13 protein-coding genes, 1 pseudogene and 1 riboswitch are annotated in these 21,372 nt (G+C 71.4%); of the genes and pseudogenes, 6 read left to right on the top strand and 8 right to left on the bottom strand.

Annotated features, from left to right (window positions below; translation table 11 throughout):
• On the bottom strand, positions 1-1,281 hold the full coding sequence (gene glyA, locus IE250_RS11485) for a serine hydroxymethyltransferase (protein WP_189669420.1): 1,281 nt from the start codon (positions 1,279-1,281) through the stop codon (positions 1-3).
• 96 nt (positions 1,282-1,377) lie between these two features.
• A riboswitch (ZMP/ZTP riboswitch) is annotated at positions 1,378-1,464 on the bottom strand.
• A 136-nt stretch (positions 1,465-1,600) separates the two neighbouring features.
• On the opposite strand from glyA, the gene IE250_RS11480 reads away from it, so the two are divergent.
• From IE250_RS11480 to IE250_RS11470, 3 genes are all read left to right on the top strand, one after another.
• A complete protein-coding gene (locus IE250_RS11480) occupies positions 1,601-2,413 on the top strand; it encodes a hypothetical protein (protein ID WP_189669419.1) in 813 nt (270 codons plus the stop codon).
• An 89-nt stretch (positions 2,414-2,502) separates the two neighbouring features.
• Complete coding sequence (locus tag IE250_RS11475; protein WP_229872415.1) at positions 2,503-3,972, top strand: NAD(P)/FAD-dependent oxidoreductase; 1,470 nt, start codon at positions 2,503-2,505, stop codon at positions 3,970-3,972.
• Between the two features lie 42 nt (positions 3,973-4,014).
• Positions 4,015-4,407: a PPOX class F420-dependent oxidoreductase gene (locus IE250_RS11470; protein WP_189669417.1), complete on the top strand. Its 393-nt coding sequence runs from the start codon at positions 4,015-4,017 to the stop codon at positions 4,405-4,407.
• Position 4,408: 1 nt separating this feature from the next.
• Here IE250_RS11470 and IE250_RS11465 read toward each other — a convergent pair whose 3' ends face one another.
• A complete protein-coding gene (locus IE250_RS11465) occupies positions 4,409-4,918 on the bottom strand; it encodes a GNAT family N-acetyltransferase (protein WP_189669416.1) in 510 nt (169 codons plus the stop codon).
• A gap of 88 nt (positions 4,919-5,006) precedes the next feature.
• Between IE250_RS11465 and IE250_RS11460 the strand changes: the two genes are divergently transcribed.
• Entirely contained in the window at positions 5,007-5,654 is a 648-nt protein-coding gene (locus IE250_RS11460) for a GNAT family N-acetyltransferase (RefSeq protein WP_189669415.1), read from the top strand.
• A gap of 9 nt (positions 5,655-5,663) precedes the next feature.
• Positions 5,664-6,524, top strand: coding sequence for a formyltetrahydrofolate deformylase (gene purU, locus IE250_RS11455; protein ID WP_189669414.1), 861 nt, complete (start codon positions 5,664-5,666; stop codon positions 6,522-6,524).
• Between the two features lie 19 nt (positions 6,525-6,543).
• On the opposite strand, the pseudogene IE250_RS11450 reads toward purU, so the two are convergent.
• The 5 genes and pseudogenes from IE250_RS11450 to IE250_RS11430 all read right to left on the bottom strand — a co-directional run.
• A pseudogene (locus IE250_RS11450) lies at positions 6,544-7,371 on the bottom strand (carbohydrate ABC transporter permease); the annotation flags it as partial.
• 80 nt (positions 7,372-7,451) lie between these two features.
• On the bottom strand, positions 7,452-8,318 hold the full coding sequence (locus IE250_RS11445; protein WP_189669721.1) for a carbohydrate ABC transporter permease: 867 nt from the start codon (positions 8,316-8,318) through the stop codon (positions 7,452-7,454).
• Between the two features lie 13 nt (positions 8,319-8,331).
• Positions 8,332-9,681, bottom strand: a complete 1,350-nt coding sequence (locus IE250_RS11440) for an extracellular solute-binding protein (RefSeq protein WP_189669413.1) — start codon at positions 9,679-9,681, stop codon at positions 8,332-8,334.
• Between the two features lie 104 nt (positions 9,682-9,785).
• On the bottom strand, positions 9,786-15,314 hold the full coding sequence (gene pulA / locus IE250_RS11435) for a pullulanase-type alpha-1,6-glucosidase (RefSeq protein WP_189669412.1): 5,529 nt from the start codon (positions 15,312-15,314) through the stop codon (positions 9,786-9,788).
• Positions 15,315-15,441: 127 nt separating this feature from the next.
• On the bottom strand, positions 15,442-15,888 hold the full coding sequence (locus IE250_RS11430; protein ID WP_229872368.1) for a GNAT family N-acetyltransferase: 447 nt from the start codon (positions 15,886-15,888) through the stop codon (positions 15,442-15,444).
• 168 nt (positions 15,889-16,056) lie between these two features.
• Here IE250_RS11430 and IE250_RS11425 point away from each other — a divergent pair, with 168 nt between their 5' ends.
• Entirely contained in the window at positions 16,057-17,544 is a 1,488-nt protein-coding gene (locus IE250_RS11425) for an MFS transporter (protein ID WP_189669411.1), read from the top strand.
• Positions 17,545-17,611: 67 nt separating this feature from the next.
• On the opposite strand, the gene IE250_RS11420 is transcribed toward IE250_RS11425, so the two are convergent.
• On the bottom strand, positions 17,612-21,250 hold the full coding sequence (locus IE250_RS11420) for an ATP-binding cassette domain-containing protein (RefSeq protein WP_189669410.1): 3,639 nt from the start codon (positions 21,248-21,250) through the stop codon (positions 17,612-17,614).
• Between the last annotated feature and the right edge of the window lie 122 nt (positions 21,251-21,372).

Raw genomic sequence — 21,372 nt, 5'->3', positions numbered from 1 at the left:
TCAGAGACCCGGGTAGAGGGGGAAGGCAGCCGTCAGCTTCGCGACCCGGGCCGAGAGGGCGTCCACGTCCGTCGCGGCGCCGTTCTTCAGGGCGGTCGCGATGATGTCGGCGACCTCGGTGAACTCGGCGTCGTCGAACCCGCGCGTGGCGAGTGCCGGCGTGCCGATGCGCAGGCCCGAGGTGACGCGCGGCGGGCGCGGGTCGAACGGGACGGCGTTGCGGTTCACGGTGATCCCGGCGTCGTGCAGGAGGTCCTCGGCCTGCTGGCCGTCGAGGTCCGAGTTGCGCAGGTCAACGAGGACCAGGTGCACGTCGGTGCCGCCGGTCAGGACGGACACCCCGGCCGCGGCGACGTCGGGCTGCGAAAGACGCTCGGCGATGATCGACGCGCCGCGGAGCGTGCGCTCCTGGCGGGCCTTGAACGACTCGGTCGCCGCGACCTTGAACGAGACCGCCTTGGCAGCGATCACGTGCATGAGCGGGCCGCCCTGCTGGCCCGGGAAGACCGCGGAGTCGATCTTCTTGGCGTACTCACCCTTGGAGAGGATGAAGCCGGAGCGCGGCCCGCCGATCGTCTTGTGCACGGTCGAGGAGACGACGTCGGCGTGCGGCACGGGCGACGGGTGCAGACCCGCCGCGACGAGCCCGGCGAAGTGCGCCATGTCGACCCAGAGCTTGGCGCCGACCTCGTCCGCGACCTCACGGAACGCGGCGAAGTCGAGCTGGCGCGGGTAGGCGGACCAGCCGGCGATGATGACGTCGGGCCGGTGCTCGAGCGCCTTCTTGCGGACCTCGTCCATCTCGATGCGGTAGGACTGCGGGTCCACGCCGTAGGAGCCGACGTCGTACAGCTTGCCGCTGAAGTTGATCTTCATGCCGTGCGTGAGGTGGCCGCCGTGGGCCAGCTCGAGGCCGAGGATCTTGTCGCCCGCGTTGATCAGGGCGTGCAGCACTGCCGCGTTGGCCTGCGCACCGGAGTGCGGCTGGACGTTGGCGTGCTCGGCGCCGAACAGGTCCTTGGCGCGGGCGATCGCGAGGTTCTCCGCGATGTCGACCTGCTCGCAGCCGCCGTAGTAGCGGCGGCCCGGGTAACCCTCGGCGTACTTGTTCGTCAGGACCGAGCCCTGGGCCTCCAGGACTGCGCGCGGAACGAAGTTCTCGGACGCGATCATCTCGAGAGTGTCGCGCTGGCGGGCCAGCTCTCCGTCCAGGACGGCGGCGATCTCGGGGTCGAGCTCGGCGAGCGGGGTGGAGAGCGGGTCGGGAGTCGATGCGCTCATAGCTCCTCGATTCATGCGGGACGGGGATAGTCGGACGGCGGTGGAAGAGCCCACGCACCGTGACACATTGCCCGGGCGCACACCCTCCACGAGGTGACCCAGGGCCCAGGCGAACGACCCGTCGTCGGCATGACTCGTCGCTCCCCGGTGGTGATCCACCTGACGCCAGTCGCGACTCCAAGATCGTAGCAGCGGCGGGTCGGGGCTCGTGCCCGGGGCCCCCAGCTGCCCGCCTGCTCTAGCCGCTGAGGCCCGCGATTGCAACGAAAGTACCTGAGACCCTTTGGCTATTCAGCCGTACATCGCTAATGTGCCGCTCATGCCCTCCCCCGTGTCGCCGGACGCAGGTGTTCCGGAACACCAGCCAGACCCGCACCGCCAGAGCCACCGACCGCAGTCCGGCCAGTTCCAGTCGGGCCAGTTCCAGTCAGGCCAGTTCCAGGCGAGCCGGCCCCGGTCCGGCCAGCTGCCCACCCGGTCCGGCGCCAACCCGTTGCCGCCCGTCCCGCCACGAGAGCCCGCCCGCGACGACGGCAGAGGTCGGGGCCGCGACGGCGGGCGCACCACGAAGAGGGACTGGATCTGGTCCGTCGTCGCGTTCCTCGTCGCCGCCGGAGTGATCACCGCGGTAGCTCTGCACTTCTTCGGCCCTGACGGAGCTGAGGACGCCGGTGCGACGTGGGCGGTCAACGCCTGCGCAGGCCCCGAGCCCACGGGCGGGGACGCCACGAACGAGACCGAGGCCTACCGCCCCCTGCCCTGCGACGACCCGGACGCCACAGTCACGATCCTGGACATCCAGGACGCCGTGCGGGTGGAGCAGGTGCACTGCCCGGCCGGCGCCGACATCGTCTTCCAGAAGGACGGCCAGGCCGGCGGCAACACGCAGGCGGTCTGCGCCCGCAACCTGTCGGACGACCATCCCGGAGACCCCGGGAACGGCGGCGGGCAGCTCGTGACGGGCGACTGCGTGGACGAGGACGGCACCGAGGTCGCGTGCTCGTCGAACGGCGCTCGCAAGGTCACCGGCCTCATCGTCGGTTCCAGCGAGTGCCCGGACGGGACCAAGGACAAGCTCGAGCTCGGCTTCGACGCGGCGCGCAGCTACGAGACGATCTGCCTGGGCGGTTGATGCCGACCGTGACCGGCACTGTCACCAGACGCTTATCCACACGAAACCGCTGACCATCGGACATTGGCTAGATTTGCGGCATGGCGCGCCTGCAGAGGACCGTTTTTGAACGCAACATCCCGGCTGGGTCTGTCGTAGACCATGCTTTGGGCGGGTCGCGTCAAGCAGTGTTCTGGCAGGACGACCTGGGCGAGCACCCGACCTACCCTGCCCTGTCGGCCGCGACCCGGGCCGACGTAGTGGTGGTCGGCGGCGGGTACACCGGCCTGTGGTCGGCGCTGCGCGCCAAGCAGCGTTACCCCGGCGCACGCGTGGTGCTGGTGGAGGCGAGGTCGGTCGGCTGGGCGGCGTCGGGCCGGAACGGCGGGTTCTGCGAGGCGAGCCTCACCCACGGTGACGAGAACGGACGCGGCCGCTGGCCCGACGAGTTCGACACCCTGACCCGCCTCGGCTACGAGAACCTGGCGGCCATGGAGTCCGCGATGGGCGACCTCGGGCTGGACTGCCAGTGGGAGCGCACCGGCATCATCGACCTCGCCGTGGAGCCCCACCAGATCGACTGGCTGCAGGACGCCGCGCAGGACGCCGCCCGGGCCGGCGTGCCGCACACGTTCCTCGACCGGGCGAAGATGCGTGCCGAGATCGCGAGCCCGACCTACGAGGCGGGCCTGGTCCGCCCCGACGACGCCGCGCTGGTGCACCCCGCGCGGCTCGCCACCGAGCTGGCGCGGGTCGCGAGCGAGCTCGGCGTCGAGATCTTCGAGCAGACACGGGTGACGCGGCTGGTCCCGCCGGGCCGCGGGGCGAGCAGCGACGCCGTCCTGCGGACGACGTCGCCCGCTGGCGAGGCGACCCTGCGCGCGGACCGCGTGATCCTCGGGACCAACGTGTTCCCGTCCTTGTTGCGGCGCTATCGCCTGCACACGGTGCCCGTCTACGACTACGTGGTCGCGACGGAGCCGCTGCCCGCCGACCTGCTCGGCGCCATCGGCTGGCGCGGCCGGCAGGGCCTCGCGGACCTGGCGAACCAGTTCCACTACTACCGGCTGACGGCCGACAACCGGATCGTGTTCGGCGGGTACGACGCGGTCTACCACTACGGCGGGCGCGTGAGCAGGACGTACGAGAACCGGCCCCGGACGTTCCGGCGCCTGACCGAGCACCTCCTGACGACGTTCCCCCAGCTCGAGGGCATCCGCCTCACGCACAGGTGGTCCGGTGCGATCGACACGTCCACCCGGTTCTGCGCCTTCTTCGGTCAGGCCGGCGGCGGACGCGTGCAGCACGCGGCGGGATTCACCGGGCTCGGTGTCGCCGCTACGCACTTCGCGGCGCAGGTCATGCTGGACCGGTTCGACGTTCTCGACGGCTCCCCCGACACCGAACGCACAGCGCTCCAGATGGTGCGGCAGGTCCCGGTCCCGTTCCCGCCGGAGCCGATAGCGGCTGCCGGGATCCAGGCCACCCGCTGGGCCCTCGACCAGGCCGACCACCAGGGCGGGCGCCGCAACGTGCTGCTCCGGTCGCTGGACGCGCTTGGCCTGGGGTTCGATTCCTGATTGGCTGCTCCCGACCGACCGTCAGCCGTCGAAGGAGCACACGTGGCCACGCCCCCGATCCCCGAGCACATCGCGAAGATCCTCGAGAAGCCGAACCCCGCCGTCATGGCGACGGTCCGGCCCGACGGCGCGCCCGTGTCGGTGGCTACCTGGTACCTGTACGACAACGGCCGGGTGCTGCTGAACCTCGACGGCACGCGCAAGCGTCTGGAGCACCTGCGCGCGGACCCGCGCGTCTCCCTCACGGTGCTCGACGGCAAGAGCTGGTACCGGCACATCAGCCTTCAGGGCCGCGTGACGATCACGCCCGACGAGGGTCTGGCCGGCATCGACCGGCTGTCCATCCACTACATGGGCAGCCCGTACTCGAACCGGGAGAACCCGCGGTTCGACGCGTGGATGGAGATCGAGTCCTTCCACGTGTGGGGCTACTGAGCTACTTCTGCTGCGGCACGCTCTGCGCGCCTGCCGCACCCAGCACGCGGCGCAGGTAGGTGTACGTCAGGTCGCCTGCGGCCTTGTCGTACTGCTCCTCGTAGCCGTGCTTGGTGTACATCGCGAGGTTCTGCTTGGAGTCCTTGCCGGTGAAGACCCAGATCTCCTTGGTCTGCTCCGGCAGGAACGGCAGCACCGCGAACAGCATCTCGGTGCCGATTCCGCGGCCCTGCTTGTCCGGGGCCACGGCGAGCCGGCCGAGCGTCGCCTTCTCGTCCTCGATCTCGACGCGCACCGAGCCGATCATCCGGTGGCCCTCCCACGCGCCGATCGTCACGACGTCGTCGCGCGCCAGGTCTTCCCGGAGCTCCGTGAGCGTCTGGGTCAGCGGCGGGATGTGCGGGTCGTCGTACAGCTGGGCCTCGGTCACGAACGCGGCGCGCCGCAGCGTGAGGAGCTCGCCCGCGTGCTTGTCCTCGACCAGCGCGATCGTCGTGGTGGTGTTGCTCATGAGTCCATCGTGTCAGAGGTGGCGTGCCCAGGTCGACGGCGCCCACGTTTGGGACTGCCGTGTCAGTGACCGCGCGTAGGTTCGGAACATGGGAGACCAGGGAGGCGCCCGGCCGGCCGGACCCGGAGGGCAGATCGACGCGGGGCGGATCGACGTGCGCCCCGCCGTCGGGCGATATGACGACTTCTCCGAGGTGGTGGGGGTCAAGAAGCCCGGTGGCGGGGGCTGCTGGTGCATGAGCTACCGGGACAGCCGTGTCCGCAACGAGGAGCGCCCCGGCTACATGCGGAACCTCTGCGAGACCGAGCCCGGCCCCGGTGTGCTGGTCTACGTCGACGGCGTCGTGGCGGGCTGGTGCTCGATCGCGCCCCGTTCCACGTACCGCCGGCTCATGAACAGCCGCACCATCCCGTTCGTCGACGACCGTGACGCCTGGGTGGCGGTGTGCTTCGTGGTCCGCGCGGGGTACCGCAAGCGCGGGCTCATGCATCACCTCCTCGCCGGAGCGGTGGAGCACGCGCGGGCGCACGGCGCCGAGGTGGTCGAGGGTTATCCGGCCGAGGTCGGCGCGGGCCGCGTCGACGTGATCAGCGGTTACGTCGGGACAGTGCGCATGTTCGAGGCGGCGGGCTTCGAGCGCGCCGCCGAGACCGGCGGCGTGAGCGGTGGCCGACGGCGGTGGGTGATGCGGCGGGAGCTCACGCAGGATGCGGGGCCGCCCGTCACGGCGGGTTAGCCTGACCGCGTGAACGACACGACCGCGGCCACCCACTGGATCCTGACCCTGTCCTGCCCGGACCAGCCGGGAATCGTGCATGCGGTGGCGGGGATGCTCGCGGAGCACGGAGGCAACATCACGGAGTCGCAGCAGTTCGGCGATCCGACGTCGGGCCTCTTCTTCATGCGCGTGCAGGTCGAGTCGACGGCGTCCCGCGACGAGCTGACCATGGCGATGTCGCAGGTAGCGGACCGGTTCAAGATGACGTGGACGCTCGACGTCGTGGGCCGGCGCATCCGGACGCTCGTCATGGTGTCCAAGGCCGCGCACTGCCTCGTCGACCTGCTGTACCGGGAGCGGTCGCAGCGCATGCCGATCGATGTGGTCGGCGTGGTGGGCAACCACCGCGACCTGGAGGACATCGCCACGTTCTACGGCAAGCCGTTCCACCACGTGCCGGTCACCAAGGACACGAAGCCGGAGGCGGAGGCGACGCTCCGGGCCCTGGTCAAGGAGCTGGACGTCGAGGTGGTGGTGCTGGCCCGGTACATGCAGATCCTGTCGGACGAGCTGTGCCGCGACCTGAGCGGGCAGATCATCAACATCCACCACTCGTTCCTGCCGTCGTTCAAGGGCGCCGGACCGTACCGGCAGGCCCACGACCGCGGCGTGAAGATCATCGGCGCCACGTCCCACTACGTGACGGGCGACCTCGACGAGGGCCCGATCATCGAGCAGGACGTCGAGCGCGTGGACCACTCCCGCACGGTCGAGGACCTGGTCGGCATCGGCGAGGACGTCGAGCGGCGCACGCTGGCGCGCGCCGTCCGCTGGCACGCCGAGCGGCGGGTTCTGCTCGACGGCCGCCGCACGGTGGTGTTCCGCTGAGCTGACGGCCGCCCCGCCAGCCCTTGACCGCGCCCGCCAGCGCGAAGGCCGAGCCCGAGATCCTTGTGACCAGCACGTACAGACCGAGCACCGGCGCCGCGTAGAGCAGCGAGTACGCGGCGAGCTGTCCGTAGGCCACGCTTCCGTACTGCCCGAAGAACGCGAAGATGCTCACGGCCGCCGGCTGCTTCTCCGGGGAGAGCAGCAGCACGAACGGGACGAAGAAGTTTCCCCACGCCTGCACGAACACGAAGATGAACACGACGGCGATCCCCGGCCGCATGAGCGGCAGCACCACGCGGCGCAGCGCCTGCATGGCCGACGCACCCTCGGTCCATGCCGCCTCCTCGAGCGAGATCGGCACGGAGTCCATGAAGTTCTTCGTCATCCAGATCGCCATGGGCAACGACGTCGCCGCCATGAAGAAGATGGTTCCCGGCAGCGAGTCCAGCAGGTTGAGCTGCACGAACAGCGCGTAGACCGGGACCATGATCGCGGTGATCGGCAGGCACGTCCCGAACAGCACCGTGTACAGGAAGTACTTGCCGAACCGCATGCGGTACCGCGACAACGGGTATGCGGCGAGCACCGAGACGACCACCGTGATCGCCCCCGAGCCGGCCGACAGCACGAACGCGTTCCACAGCGGCAGCCACGTGAGCTCGGGCGTCATGATCGCGGCGAAGTTCGCCGTGGTCGCGGCGTCGGGCAGCCCGAACGAGAGCGTGGCGTTCGCGTCGAAGGACGCGAAGACCACCCACGCCATCGGCAGCACGAAGCACACCGCGATCAGGAGCAGCACCAGGTTCGCCGCCACGCGGGTCACACTCGCGCCGGGCGCTGCCATCGGGCCGACCGCCGGGCGACGTCCGGCAGTCGGCTGACTTCCGGTCTTCTCTGGTGCGGGCGCAGTCGTCGGTCCGGCCATCAGTCCACCTCCGGTCGGAGCGCGCGGATGTAGATCACGGAGAAGATCCCGCCCACGACGATCATCACCGTCGCGATGGCCGTGCCGTAGCCGACCTGCGCGAACTTGAACGCCTCCTGGTAGGCGAGGATCGGCAGGGTCGAGCTGTCGGTGCCGGGGCCTCCGCCGGTCATCACGTAGATCAGCGTGAACACCGACAGGGTCTGCAGCGTGGTGAGCATGAGGTTGGTCGAGATGCTGCGCCGGATGACAGGCAGGGTGACCCAGGCGAGCCGCTGCAGCCCGTTCGCGCCGTCGAGCTGGGCGGCCTCGGTGAGCTCGGGCGGCACCTCCGCGAGCGCCGCCGAGTAGACCATCATCGAGAAGGCGGTGCCGCGCCAGACGTTGGCCAGCACCACGGCGAGCATCGGGGTGGAGTAGAGCCAGTCGGGTCCGGTGATCCCGACGCCGCCGAGCATTGCGTTCAGCGTGCCCTCGGAGTGGAAGAACGCGTAGGCGGCGAACGCCGCGACGATCTCAGGCAGCACCCACGCGGCGACGACGACGGTCGACGCTATGGAGCGCACGGGCCGGACGGCCGAGCGGAGCAGCCCGGCGAGCGCGATGCCGAGCACGTTCTGCCCCACGACGGCTGAGGCGAAGACGAACACGACGGTAAGCCAGAGCGACTTGGGGAAGTCGGGGTCACCGATCAGTCCGATGTAGTTGTCGAACCCGATCCACTCCGGGTTCGCGGCGGTGGGCCCGGTGAGCGCGGTGTTCGTGAACGAGCCGTAGAACGACCACACCACGGGTCCGAGCATGAAGAGCGCGAGCAGGACGACGGCGGGCGCGAGCGGTACCGCTCGCGCCACGCCGCGGGACATGACGGCCACGGGCTCAGCCCTGGGTCGTGTTCTCGTCGCCGACTATGCCTGTTACCGCCTCGTCGTAGACGGCGGCCGCCTCCTCCGGCGTCTGCTGTCCGGTCATGACGGACTCCATGGCGACCATGATCTCGTTGGAGATCTTCGGGTAGTCCGACGTCGCGGGCCGGAAGTGGGTCACCTCGACCAGGTCGGTGAAGAACTCCGCGGTCGGGTTGGTCGCGGTGTACTCCGGGTCCTCGGCGACGTCGGACCGGACTGCGATCTGGCTGGCCTCGACGTCGTACCGCAGGGAGTTCTCCCGGTTCAGGGCCATGGAGATGAACTCGAACGCCTCGTCCGGGACCTCGCTGCCCGAGCCGATCGCGAGCGTCCAGCCGCCCGACATGCTCACGGCGCCCGGGTCGGCACCGTCCTGGGTGGGCATGGCGGCCGTGCCCATGGTCTCGGACCACTCGGGCCAGGGCGCGGCCCCGGACTCGAGCCAGTTGCCCGCCACCCAGGAGCCGTCCAGGGCGATGCCCACCTTGCCGTCGGGCAGCCACTCGGCCGACACGGTGTTGCCGATGTTCGTGTCGAGCGCCTGCTGCGGGGTCGGCGCGAGGCCCTCCGTGTACACCGTGCCGATGAAGTCGAGGGCGTCCACGAAGCCCTGCGAGCCGAGCACCCACTTGCCGTCCTCGTAGAGGGTGTCGCCCGTCCCGTACAGCAGCATCTCGAAGCCCTGCATCACCGAGGCCTCGCCCATGGGCTTGCCGGAGTAGATGTTGAGCGGGACCACGTCCGGGTCGGACTCCTTGATCGCGCGCGCCGCCTCGAGCAGCTCGTCCCACGACGTCGGCGCCCAGTCCTCGGGCAGGCCTGCCTTGGCGAGCACGTCCTTGTTGAACCAGAGGCCTCGGGTGTCGGTTCCCATGGAGACGCCGTAGGTCTTGCCGTCGTCGCCGGCCCCGGCTTCCTTGGCGCCGTCGACGAACTGGTCCCAGTCCTCCCACTCCGCGAGGTAGTCATCGAGCGGCAGGAGGTAGCCGGCCTCGACGTCGGACTTGATCATGAACGTGTCCTCGTACATGACGTCGGGCGCGGTGCTGGGCGACCGGTTCATCAGGGCGAGCTTCGTGAAGTAGTCGTTCTGCGCCGCCTCGATGGGCACCAGCTCGACGGTGACGCCAGGATTGGCTTCCTCGTAGGCAGCCTTGACGTCCTTGAAGAGTGCGTCACCCTGCGTGAAGTTGCCGAACTTCTGATAGGCGACGGTGATCGTGGAATCGTCGGATCCTCCCCCGCCGGCGCCGCAGGCACCGAGGGACAGGGCGAGTGCTGTGGCCGTGACAGGTGCGATGAAGACTCGTGCCGTGCGCATGAAGCTCCCTTGCATCGTGCGAGGCCCGGCGACGCCGCCGAGCAGGCTCAAACACACAATTCACCGCAAAGGACACCGGAGTCAAGACCCTTTTGTCAGCGCTGTCACCCCTGGGGGTCCGTCAGGACCGCCACGGTCCGCGCCGGGACGGTCACCGTCCCGTCCGCAGCGTCCCAGGTGGTCTGGCGCACGACGGCGTCCGCCCCGCCCGCCTGCACCGGCGACAGCGCGTAGTCGCGGCCCACGAGCTCGGGCACCTCGACCGTGGCCGACGTCGGCGACGCGTTGAACACCACGAGCACGCCGTCCAGCGCGGGGTCGACGTCGGAAGGACCCGCGAGGTCGTCGACCGACATCGTGATCACGCCGGGCGCCGCCGCCGGGCCGGAGCCGGGGAAGCTGACCTTCTGCCCGATGAGCTCTGCGGATCCGAGCCGGAACAGCTCGGTCGAGTGCCGCAGCTCCAGGAGCTCGCGCGCCTGCGCCGCGGAGAACGCGATGTCGTCCGGGCCCGGCTTGAGCGCGGCGTCGGCCAGGAGGGGCCTCTGGTAGGGCCACTTGTCCTCGTTGTCGGCGGCCATCGGCAGGCCGCGCCCGAACCCGTTGTCCTGCCCCGACCAGTCGATGGTGTTGAACCAGTCGCCGGAGTCGTACGAGTTGCGGTCCAGGGACTTGGAGCGCAGCAGGTCGGTGCCCGCGTGCCAGAACGAGGGCGACTGCGACAGCGCGGCGGTCGCCAGCGAGACCGTGTTCATCCGGACCCGGTCCAACATCGGGGTGTCGGCCGGCAGCTTGAGCGCGAGCAGGTCGAACAGCGTCTCGTTGTCGTGCGCGTCCACGTAGGTCACGACCTCCTCGGGCGAGTCCGCGTACCCCGCGGGCGAGCCCCGGTAGTCCAGCTCGTCGCCGCGCACGCGTCCGCCGTCCGAGGTGGTGATCTCGTAGGCGCGCAGGTTTCCGGCCAGGCCGAGCTTCACGAGGTCGCTCTGGTGGGCCAGGTCCGCCGCCTCGTCCGCCCCGCCGTCGTTGACCGACGCCGCGTCGCCGAGCCGCGCGTCGTTGCCGTTCGGGTCGGTGAACAGCCCCGTCCCGAAGCCCTGCGTGAACAGGGACGCGCCGTCGACGGGCGAGCCGCCGTGGACGGCGTCGCGCAGGCGGTCGCTGAACGTGCCGATACCCGTCCCGCCGAGCTGGCCCTGCGTGGCCTGCTCGAACCGCGCGTTGCCCGCCACCTCGCCGAAGTCCCAGCCCTCGCCGTACAGGTACACGCCCGACCCGTCGACGCCGTCCTCCTCCAGCGTCAGGGAGTCCAGCCCGGCCCGGACCGCCTCCATGTTCGCGCGGGAGTGGTGCCCCATGAGGTCGAACCGGAACCCGTCCACGTGGTAGTCGCGGGCCCAGGTGACCACCGAGTCCACCATCAGCTTCTGAGCCATGGCGTGCTCCGTGGCGACGTTCTGGCAGCAGGTGCTGGTCTCGACCGCGCCGGACGTCGGGTTCTGCCGGTGGTAGTAGCCCGGGACCACACGGTCCAGCACGGACTTCGGGTCCTGGCCCGACGCCGCCGTGTGGTTGAAGACCTGGTCGAGCACCACCTGCAGGCCTGCCCGGTGCAGGTTGCCGACCATCGAGCGGAACTCGGCGACGCGCTCGCCGCCGGTCGCACGCACCGCGTACGAACCTTCGGGCGCCATGAAGTGGTACGGGTCGTAGCCCCAGTTGAAGCCGTCCTGCCCCTGGACCTCCGCGACCGCTGCCTGCTGCTCCGTACCGTCGGGCGCGAACCCGGACAGGTCGCCGGTCGTGGCCTGGGCCGCGCGGTCCTCCGGGATCGTGGCGATGTCGAACGTCGGCAGCAGGTGCACGGTGGTGAGCCCGGCGTCGGCCAGCGAGCGCAGGTGCGACATCCCGTCCGAGCCGCGCACGCCGAAGGCGCCGTAGGTGCCGCGCAGGCGCTCGGGCACTGTCTCGTCGGAGCTCGAGAAGTCGCGCACATGCAGCTCGTAGATGGTCTGGTCCACGGCCCGCTCCACGACCGGCGCCGGCGTGGCGCGCCAGACCTTCGGCCGCCACGCGGCCGCGTCCAGGTTCACCGCCACCGAATGCGTCGAGTCGAGGGTGAGGCCCACCGAGTACGGGTCGGTCACGACGTTGGTCTCGACCTGGCCGGTGCTGGGCACGTACACCTCGACGGCGTAGCGGTAGCGCGTGCCCTGCCAGTCGCCCTTCGACGGGCTCAGGGACCGCGGGACGCGACCGCCGTCGAGCGTCCAGGCGCCGTCGTCCTGCCGGGCCATCTCGAAGGTGCGCGGCTCGGCGTCCAGCGACGCGCCCGCCGGCCAGGCCTGCAGCGTCACCGCACGGGCCGTCGGCGCCCACAGGGCGAACGACGCCCGCTTGCCGCCCTGCCACGTCACGCCCAGCGCGCGGTCGGTGGCGAACAGGTGGTCGAGCACGCCCGGGATCTGCACGCCCGTGGCGGCAGTCAGCGTCTCGCCGTCGTGCCGCGTGAGCCGCAACGGCCCCTGCAGGGCCGACGTCGCCGCGGCACGGTCCAGACCCTCGACCTCCAGAGCGAGGTGGTTCGCCAGGTGGGGGAAGTCCTCGGCCACGTCCGCGGGCACGTCACCCGAGCCGCCCGAGGCCGGGACCAGCGTGTACGACGTCGGCGCCTCCTGCGCACCCGTCTCCAGCGCCCAGGTGTCGCCTGTGCCGAAGTTATCGGCCGGCACCAGCACCAGCCCCTGGCGCACCCAGTGCGCGGCCTGCTGGCCCTCCCCCGGCGTGCCGGGCGTGCCGACCCGCACGGTCGGCACCTTGGTCTCCGGGTCCCAGGTGAACGTGACCGGGCCACCGCCGGTGGAGTAGGGGATGTTGGCACCGTCGCGCACGCCGTCGGCCCCGTAGTTCTCCGCCCAGGAGCCGTTGACGGCCACCTTGAACTCGTACGACCCGGCGGGCACCTCGAAGGTGCCGGTGTACGTGCCGTCGTCGGCGAGGGTGAGGCGCGCGGCCTCGCAGTCCGGAGTCCAGTCGCCGGCGCAGCCCATCTCGCTGTTGTGCGATCCGGGGACGGTGACCATGTCGATCTCGGGGTCGCCCGGATCGTCGACCACACCGCTCACGTCGACGCCCACCGACGCGTACGAGCTGGCGGCCGCGCGGTCGCCGTCGGCGTCCCGCGTCACCGCGCGGTACTCGACCAGGGCGCCCTCAGGCAGGGCGGCTCCGTCGGGTCCGACGTCGTGGAACACCCTGGGCGTCGTGTCCTCGGCGGTACCGAGGTGGTGCCACTCGTCGGTGCCGACCGGACGCCACGCGAAGGATGTCTCCGCCCAGGCGTCGTCGATCCCGGCGGCGACCGGGGCGACGCCGGTCACCGCGGCGCCCGGCCGGGCGCTCGTGCCCGGGACCACGGTCCCGGCTCCCGCGGAGTCGGGGCCAACCGTGCGGTCGGCGACCAGCACGACCGCGGAGTGCGCCGGGACGGTCAGGGTGACCGCGCCGTCGGCGTCGGCGGTCAGCGAGGTGCTCGTGCCGTACAGCGGGGCGAAGGCCGCGCCCGGGGTGAGCGTGTCGATGGTGACCGTGCGCTCCTGCGCCGCATTGTTCGCGGCGACCAGGTGCTCGACCTGCTCGTCGCGGTCCACGCGGGAGAACGCGTAGACGCCGGCGCCGTCCTCGGCGTAGCGCTCGATCTGGGCGCCGCTCGCCAGAGCCGGGTGCTCCTCCCGGAGCGCTGCGAGGGCCGCGATGTGCTCGTAGAGCGGCGCGTCGGTGCCGTACCGGTCCGCGCTCCCGGCCTGCTCGCCCGTCACCAGGGGCTGGTTCGCGTACTCGTCGACCTGGGTGGCAAACAGGGTCTGCCGGGCGTCCTTGTCGCCGCCGGTGCCCGCGAAGCCCTGCTCGTCCCCGTAGTAGACCACCGGCTGGCCGCGCGTCAGGTACATGAGCTCGTGCGCCAGCTCGTCGCGCTCGAGCGGGTTGTCGGTGCCGGCGAGCATGAAGCCGACGCGGCCCATGTCGTGGTTGCCGAGGAACGTCGGCAGGGCCGACGCGCTGCTTCGCGGGGTGGTGTACAGGTCGTCGGAGGCGTACAGCTCCGCCAGACGCCGCGCGCTGTTGCCGCTCGCGTAGCTCGTGGCGGCCGCCTGGAACGAGAAGTCGAGCACGGAGCTCATGTCGGTGCGCCGCACGTACGGGGAGGTCTTGGCGGCGTCGGCGTCGTACACCTCGCCGAACGTGAAGAACTCGTCCTTGCCCTGGGCGTGCGCGTACTCCTCGATCTCCGCGGACCACTCCTCCCAGAACTGGAAGTTCACGTGCTTGACCGTGTCGATGCGGAACCCGTCGATGCCGAGGTCGATCCACGCCTTGTAGATCTCCTCGAAGCCGTCCACGACCGTAGGGTGCTCGGTCATGAGGTCGTCCAGGCCGCTGAAGTCGCCGTAGGTGACGGACTCGCCCGCCCACGTCGAGTTGCCCCGGTTGTGGTAGAGCGTGGGGTCGTTGAGCCAGGCCGGGACCTTCACGTCCTGGTCGGCCGGGTCGACGACGGGCGTGTACGGGAAGCTCGTGGCCGGGTCGAGCTCGGGGAAGCTGCCGGTGCCGGCGAAGTCGGCCGGGTCGAAGGGGTTGCCGCCGGCGTCCGTGTACGGAGCCGTGGCCTGGTCCACGTAGTCGTAGGTGCCCTCGGCGTAGTCGACGACGTCGGCCGTGTGGTTCGTGATGATGTCGAAGTAGACCTTGAGGCCGCGCGCGTGGGCGTCGTCGATCAGCGCCTCGAGCTCGGCGTTGGTGCCCAGGTGCGGGTCGATCCGCGTGAAGTCGGTGATCCAGTAGCCGTGGTAACCGGCGCTCACGTCGTCGCCGGAACCCTGCACCGGCCGGTTGAGAAAGCTCGGGGTGAGCCAGATCGCCGTGGTGCCCAGGCCCTCGATGTAGTCGAGGTTCTCGCGCAGGCCCGCCAGGTCACCGCCCTGGTAGAAGCCCTTGTCGCTGGGGTCGAAGCCGGTGGCGAGCCGGTCGCCCGTCAGGCCGCCGGTGTCGTTGGCGGCGTCCCCGTTGGCGAACCGGTCGGTCATCACGAAGTAGAAGCGCTCGTCGCTGCCGGGCTGGCGGACGGGCTCGTGCACCAGGGCGGCGTCCGCCTCGGAGTACTCGCCCGCGAGGGTCAGCGGGGTCAGGGCGGTGCGGTGGGTCGTGTCGTCGTAGGTGACGCGCACCCGGGCCGGTCCTTCGAGATGGAGCGGGGCGTTCTCCTGGCCCCCGTCGCGGCCGTAGGACTCGTCCCAGGAGTCGTTCAGCGCGACCTTGTACTCGTACGTGCCCGCCGGGAGCTCGAACTCGGCGCCGAACGTGCCGTCTGCCTGGGGCGCGAGCTCGGTGGCCGCGCAGGCCGGGTCCCAGTCGGCAGCACAGCCGAGCTCGTCCTGGAGGCTGCCGACGAGGGCGGCGGTTCGGTCCTCTGCTGCCGCGGCGACCTGGCCGGTCGCCCCTGTCGCGACGGCCGACGTCGACGCTCCGGTCGCGGCCGCCGACGCCGCTGCGCTGAGCCCGAGCGATGCCGTCAGGGTGAGGGCGGCGACGGCCGCGCCGAGCTGCGCTGGGCGCAGGCGTGCAGAGCGAGACATGGATGACCCCTTCGTCGTCCTTCGTCGTCCGGAACCCCGGTGTGTGGACCGGTTGTGACTGTAACGCTTGCAGAACTTTGCAGCAAGCGATTATGGGCGCGCGCTCGGACCTTGGTCGTCTCCGGAGTCAGAGCGGGAGCTTGAAGCCCTCGTGGGACTGCTCGTAGCCGAGGCTCCGGTAGAACCGGTGCGCCTCGGGCCGCTGCTTGTCCGACGTCAGCTGGGCCAGGGCGCAGCCCCGCGCCCGGCCGCGCTCGTGGGCGTGCTCCATCAGGCGGCGGCCGATGCCCTTGCCGCGGAGGTCGCGGTCCACCCGGACGGCCTCCACCAGGAGCCGGGAGGCTCCGTTGCGCGAGATCCCGGGGATGAACGTGAGCTGCATGACGCCGATCACCTCGCCGCCGGACTCCGCCACCACCAGCTCGTTGTCCGGGCTCGCGGTGACGGCCTCGAAGGCCTTGATGTGCGGCTCGCCGTAGCTGCCGGTGCGGCGGGCGGCGACGGCGTCGTCGGCGATGAGCTCCACGATGCGCTCGAGGTCGTCGCGCTTCGCCTCACGAAAGATCAGTTCCACAACCACCCACCCTAAGAACCCTTGGTTGTGGGCGTGATCGTTGCGCCTGAACCGGGCAGGTAGTCGCAAGGATCGCGCCCACAGCCAGGGGGTGACGCGTCGCTCGGCCTGTCGGAGGCGCGCCGTACGATCGTCTCGTTACGCCGTCCCTCGAGAGGCGCCTTGCCCGTGACCACCTCCCCCGCGCCCACCGCCTCGAACGCCACACCGGACGCGGCCCCGCGCAGCTCCTGGATCGCGCTCGCGGTGCTCATCCTGGGCGTATCGATGGCCCTGCTCGACACGACAATCGTCAACGTCGCGCTGCCGACCATCCGGACGTCGCTCGACGCGTCGGAGGGCACGCTGTCCTGGATCATCTCCGGGTACGCACTCGCCTACGGCCTGGCGCTCATCCCGGCCGGCCGCGTGGGTGACCGGGTGGGCCACAAGTGGGTGTTCGTCGTGGGCCTGGCCGGGTTCACGCTCGCCAGCCTCTGGTGCGGCCTCGCGGCGGGCGCCACCGAGCTGATCGTGGCCCGCGTGGTCCAGGGCCTGTGCGGCGGCATCTTCTTCCCGGCGGTGACGGCGCTGATCCAGCTCATGTTCGCCGGCCGCACGCGCGGCAAGGCGTTCGCGGTGATGGGCGCGGCCATCGGGTTCTCCACCGCCCTCGGGCCGATCGTCGGCGGCCTGCTCATCGAGGCGTTCGGTGAGGACGAGGGCTGGCGCTCGATCTTCTTCGTCAACCTGCCCTTCGGGGTGATCGCCGTGGCCGCGGCGATCGTGCTGCTGCCCAGGATCGTCGTGGGCGCGACCGCGCGCGGGGTCGACGTCGTGGGGCTGCTGCTGGTCTCCGTGGCGCTCGTCGCGGTGCTGGTGCCGCTCATCGAGGGCGAGGACGCCGGCTGGCCGTGGTGGACCTGGACGTCCCTGGTCGGCGGCCTGTTGCTGCTCGTCGGATTCGCGTTCTGGGAGCGCCGGGTCGCGGGGCGCGGCGGCAACCCGCTCGTGCCGCCCCGCCTGTTCGCGCACGCCGCGTTCACCGGCGGCGTGATCCTCGCGCTGGTCTACTTCGCGGCGTTCACCAGCATCTTCTTCACGATCTCGATCTTCTGGCAGTCCGGGCTGGGCCATTCGGCGCTGGCGTCCGGGCTGGTGTCGGTGCCGTTCGCCCTCGGATCGATAGTGGGGGCGTCGCAGAGCGAGCGCCTGGCGCACCGGCTGGGTCGGGTGGTGCTCGTGATCGGCACGGGCATGGTCGCGCTCGGGCTCGTGTCGCTGTGGCTCGTGCTCTGGCTGGTGCCGACCGGCGACCTGACCCACTGGACCCTGGCGGCGCCTCTGCTGGTCGGCGGTATCGGCAGCGGCCTCTTCATCGCGCCGAACGCCCAGTTCATCGTCGCGACCGTGGACCGCGACGAGGCCGGGGCCGCGTCCGGCGTCATCGGCACCATGCAGCGCGTCGGATCGGCGGCCGGCATCGCCGTCGTCGGCTCGGTGCTCTTCGGGTCGCTCGCGTTCCCGCCCGGTCGCCCGACGCCCGAGGTGGTCGCCGATGCCTTCGCGCACGCCGCGACGATGGCGATGGCCACCAGCGCCGCGCTCTCCGTGATGGCGTTCCTGCTGGTCTTCACGCTGCCGCGCCGGGCGGACAGACGAGCGCCCACCAGGTGAGGCGACCGCCCGGGTCGGCCGCCCGCAGGCGACAGGAGCCTGCGGGCGGCGTCAGTGCGCGGACGGATCAGCCCGCGAGGTGGCTCCACTTCGGCGCGAGGCCGGCCCACGGCCCGACGTCGGCCACCTTGCCCTCGACCAGCACCACCACGCGGTCCGCGCGAGAGAGCGCCGCGCGCTTCGACGTCGCGCCGACCACCGTGGTGCCCCGCTCCCGCAGGGCGGCCCACAGCTCGATCTCGGTCGAGGCGTCCAGCGCGCTGGAGACGTCGTCGGCGAGCAGGAGCTCGGTGTCCGCGGCGAGCGCCCGTGCGAGCGCGAGCCGCTGCACCTGACCGCCGGACAGGCGCACGCCGCGGTGGCCCACGAGGGCATGCGGGCCGCCCGCCTCCTCCATGTCCTGCGCGAGCCGCGCGCCCTGGACGGGGCCGACGATGTCACGCGCGTGGTCGAGCCGGACATTGTCGGAGAACGTGCCGGACAGCACGCGCGGCACCTGAGCCACGTGCGCCACCTGACCGGGGCGCAGGAACGTCTGGGCGTCCGTCACCTCGGTCCCGTTCCACCGGACCTCGCCGGTGTGCTCCATGAGCCCGGCCAGCGCGGACAGCAGGGACGACTTGCCCGACCCGACCTGCCCGAGCAGCAGCACCAGCTCACCGCGCCGGATCTCGAGGTCGACGTCGGACACGCCGATCGTGCCGTCGTCGTGCACCGCGGTGAGGTCGCGCAGCTCGAGGCGGTCCAGGGGCTCGCGCCGGGTCGGCTCGGGGGCGGGCGCCGTGCCCGTCACCAGGTCCACGCCGCGCTGACGAGACACGAGGTCGGCGCCACCCGCGAAACGGGCCGTCGCCACCTGCCACGCCCGGGTGCCGGGCGCCTCGGTAACCACCGCACCCGCCACGACGCCGAACCAGGCGAAGCCCGTCACAGCGCTCGCCACGAGCAGCGTCGTGGCCAGGTCCCACCTGTCGGTGAGGTAGAACGCCCATGCGGCGACCACGCCCACGTACAGGGTCACCAGTGGCACCGAGTCCAGCACTGCCTGCACCCGGTGCTCGAAGATCGCGGCCTTCACGCGGCCCGAGTCGACCTCACCGAGGTGCCGGCGTACGTCGGGCGTGCGTGCGGCCAGCTTCACCGTGCGCGCCGAGTCGAGCGCCGAGACCAGCGCGCGGCCGAACCGCGCACGAGCCGCCGACGAGCCCGCGGCCGAGCGGCCGGCGATCGGCCGGCCGATGGCCGAGGCCGCGGCCGACACCACCATGACCGCAAGCAGGACGGCGCCCGCGGTCCAGGTCCCGCTGATCAGTGCGGTGACCGCCACGATCGCGAGGCCGTTGACGAAGTCGACCCAGCGGTCCGCGTACCGCACGAACCGGTCCGCGTCCATGGACCGGGCCACGACCTCACCGGGCGGCGTGGCGGGCAGCCGGTACTGCCGGGTCTGCCCGTGCATGACCGACATCCGGATCCGCAGCAGGATCTCGATCCACCAGCGCGGGTACACACCCATCGCGCGAGAGACGAACAGCGGCTGCATGAGCAGCAGCACCGCGAGCGAGATCAGCAGGACGACGGGCAGCTCGCCCGCCTCCACCTCCTCGACCGTGCGGCCCCACAGGAACCCGGTGACCGCGCCCTGGGCGGCGACCAGGCTCGCCAGGAGGAACAGGGCCGCACCGAACAGGCCCCACTTCGGGCGCACGAACAGCGCGTGCAGCACGCCGCGCGCGAGGTTCGGGCCGGCGCCGGGCTCCGGCAGATCGGGCGGGGTTCCGGTCCGACGGCGCCCCCCGACCGCGTCGGGCTCGGCGTCGTCGGCGCCTTCGGTGTGGTCGGTGACAGTGCCGGCCGGGCCGGTGTGCCCGGCAGCGGCCGCAGCCGACTGGGCGCGGGTCCCGGCCGCGGCGTCGGTCTCGTGGCCGGCCTCCCCGGCGTCCAGCGAACCGTCGCTCGCCCCGGCTTCCAGCAGCGTGCGGAACGGACCCGGCGTGCGGGCGAGCGTTGCGCGCGGCCCCTGCTGCACCACGCGGCCGTGGTCGAGCACGGCGACGAGGCCGGCCCGCTCGATGGTGCCGAGCCGGTGCGCGATCAGCACGCCGGTGCGTCCGGTGAGCAGCCGGTCGGATGCGGCCACGACGCGCGCCTCCGTGAGCGGGTCCATCCGCGCGGTCGCCTCGTCGAGCACGACGAGCTGCACGTGCCGCACGAGGAGGCGGGCGAACGCGACAAGCTGCTCCTCGCCCGCGGACAGCGTCGTGCCGCCGGGGCCGAGCAGGGTCTCGAGGCCGTCCGGCATGCCCTCCACCCAGTCGGTCAGCCCAAGCTCACGCACGGCGCCCTCGATGTCGGCCCGCGGCACGTCCGCGAAGAGCGCGATGTTCTCGGCGAGCGTCCCGGCGATGATCTCGGTGCGCTGGGTGACCACACCCACGGAGCCACGCAGCTTCTGCAGGTCCAGGTCGCGAACGTCGGCACCGCCCAGGAACACCGAGCCACGCTCCGGCTCAACTGCCCGCGACAGCAGCGCGGCCAGCGTCGACTTGCCCGAGCCGGTACGGCCCACGAGCGCGATCGTCTCCCCGGCGGGTACCAACAGGTCGACACCGGTCAGGGCGAACGTGCCCTCGTCGTAGGCAAAGGTCAGGTCGCGTACCTCGAGCCCGAGCCGCCCGTCCGGCAGGTCGTCGCCGCCGTCGGGCTCGGGCTCGACCGCCAGCATCTGCCGGATGCGGAGCACCGCGCCGAGGCCCTCCTGGATGTCCGGCAGGTGGTGCACCAGGTTGTCCATCTGGCCCACGAACATCGCCGTGACCAGGAACAGCGTGACGAGCTGCTCCACCGACAGGCCGCCGCCGGAGGCCACCACCGCGCAGACGACGACGGTCCCGGCCAGCAGGGCGTACATCACCAGGCCGGCCAGCCGCAGCAGGCGCTCCTCGACGCGCACGACCGCGCGGAACTTGTCGTGCACGACCGCCGAGAGCTGTGCCACGCGCCGCACGGCGAACGCCTGCCCCAGGCTGGTGCGCAGGTCGTTCCGAGCGGCGACGGCCTCCTCGAAGGCAGCGGCGTGGTCCGTCCACGCGGCCTCCTCGATCACCTTGCGGCGCGCGATCTCGCCGAGCATGGGGCGGGTGAGCAGCGCTACGAGCACGCCGAGCACGGGGAACAGGAACCAGGCGGGCCACCAGGTGACACCGGCGACGATCCACATGGGGACGGTGCCCACGACCGTCCGGCCCGCGCCCCACAGCTGACGGCGCACCAGGGTGCCGACGGCATGCGTGTCGTCGTCGACCCGGTCGAGCACCTCGCCCATTGCCTGCTCGGAGAGCGTCGCGAGCGGCTGGCGCAGCGCCGCGCTGAGCAGGTCGCTCCGCAGCTTGCCCTCGGCACGGTCCACGACACTGGCCCAGACCACCTGCCCGACGCCGTCGAACAGCGCGCCACCCACCACGCAAGCGGCGAGCAGCACCAGCCCGAGGACGGTCGCGTCAGCCGCGAGCTGACCGGCCGCCGCCGTACCGAGGGCCTGGCCCACGGCACCCGCCGTGAGGGCGAGCAGGGCGATGACGGCCGCCGCACCGCGCAGCCGACGCCAGTCGAGCCGGCGGTCCGGGTCGTCCGTCAGGACGGGTGCAGGGCGAGGCGACGCCTCGTCAAAAGGCGTGGTCTCCGGGGTCTGGGGCGCGTCGATCATCGTTTTCCGAGGCTACGTCGAGACACCGACACTCTCCGCCTCTTTTTCCACAGGCCGACCAAGGTCACGCCCGGCACCGCGAAGTAGAACTGTGGCTCCTCGCCAGGGTTCTACTTCGCGGG

This window comes from Promicromonospora soli, from assembly GCF_014653785.1.
GTDB lineage: Bacteria > Actinomycetota > Actinomycetes > Actinomycetales > Cellulomonadaceae > Promicromonospora > Promicromonospora soli.
This window is presented reverse-complemented; position numbering and strand designations above follow the sequence as displayed.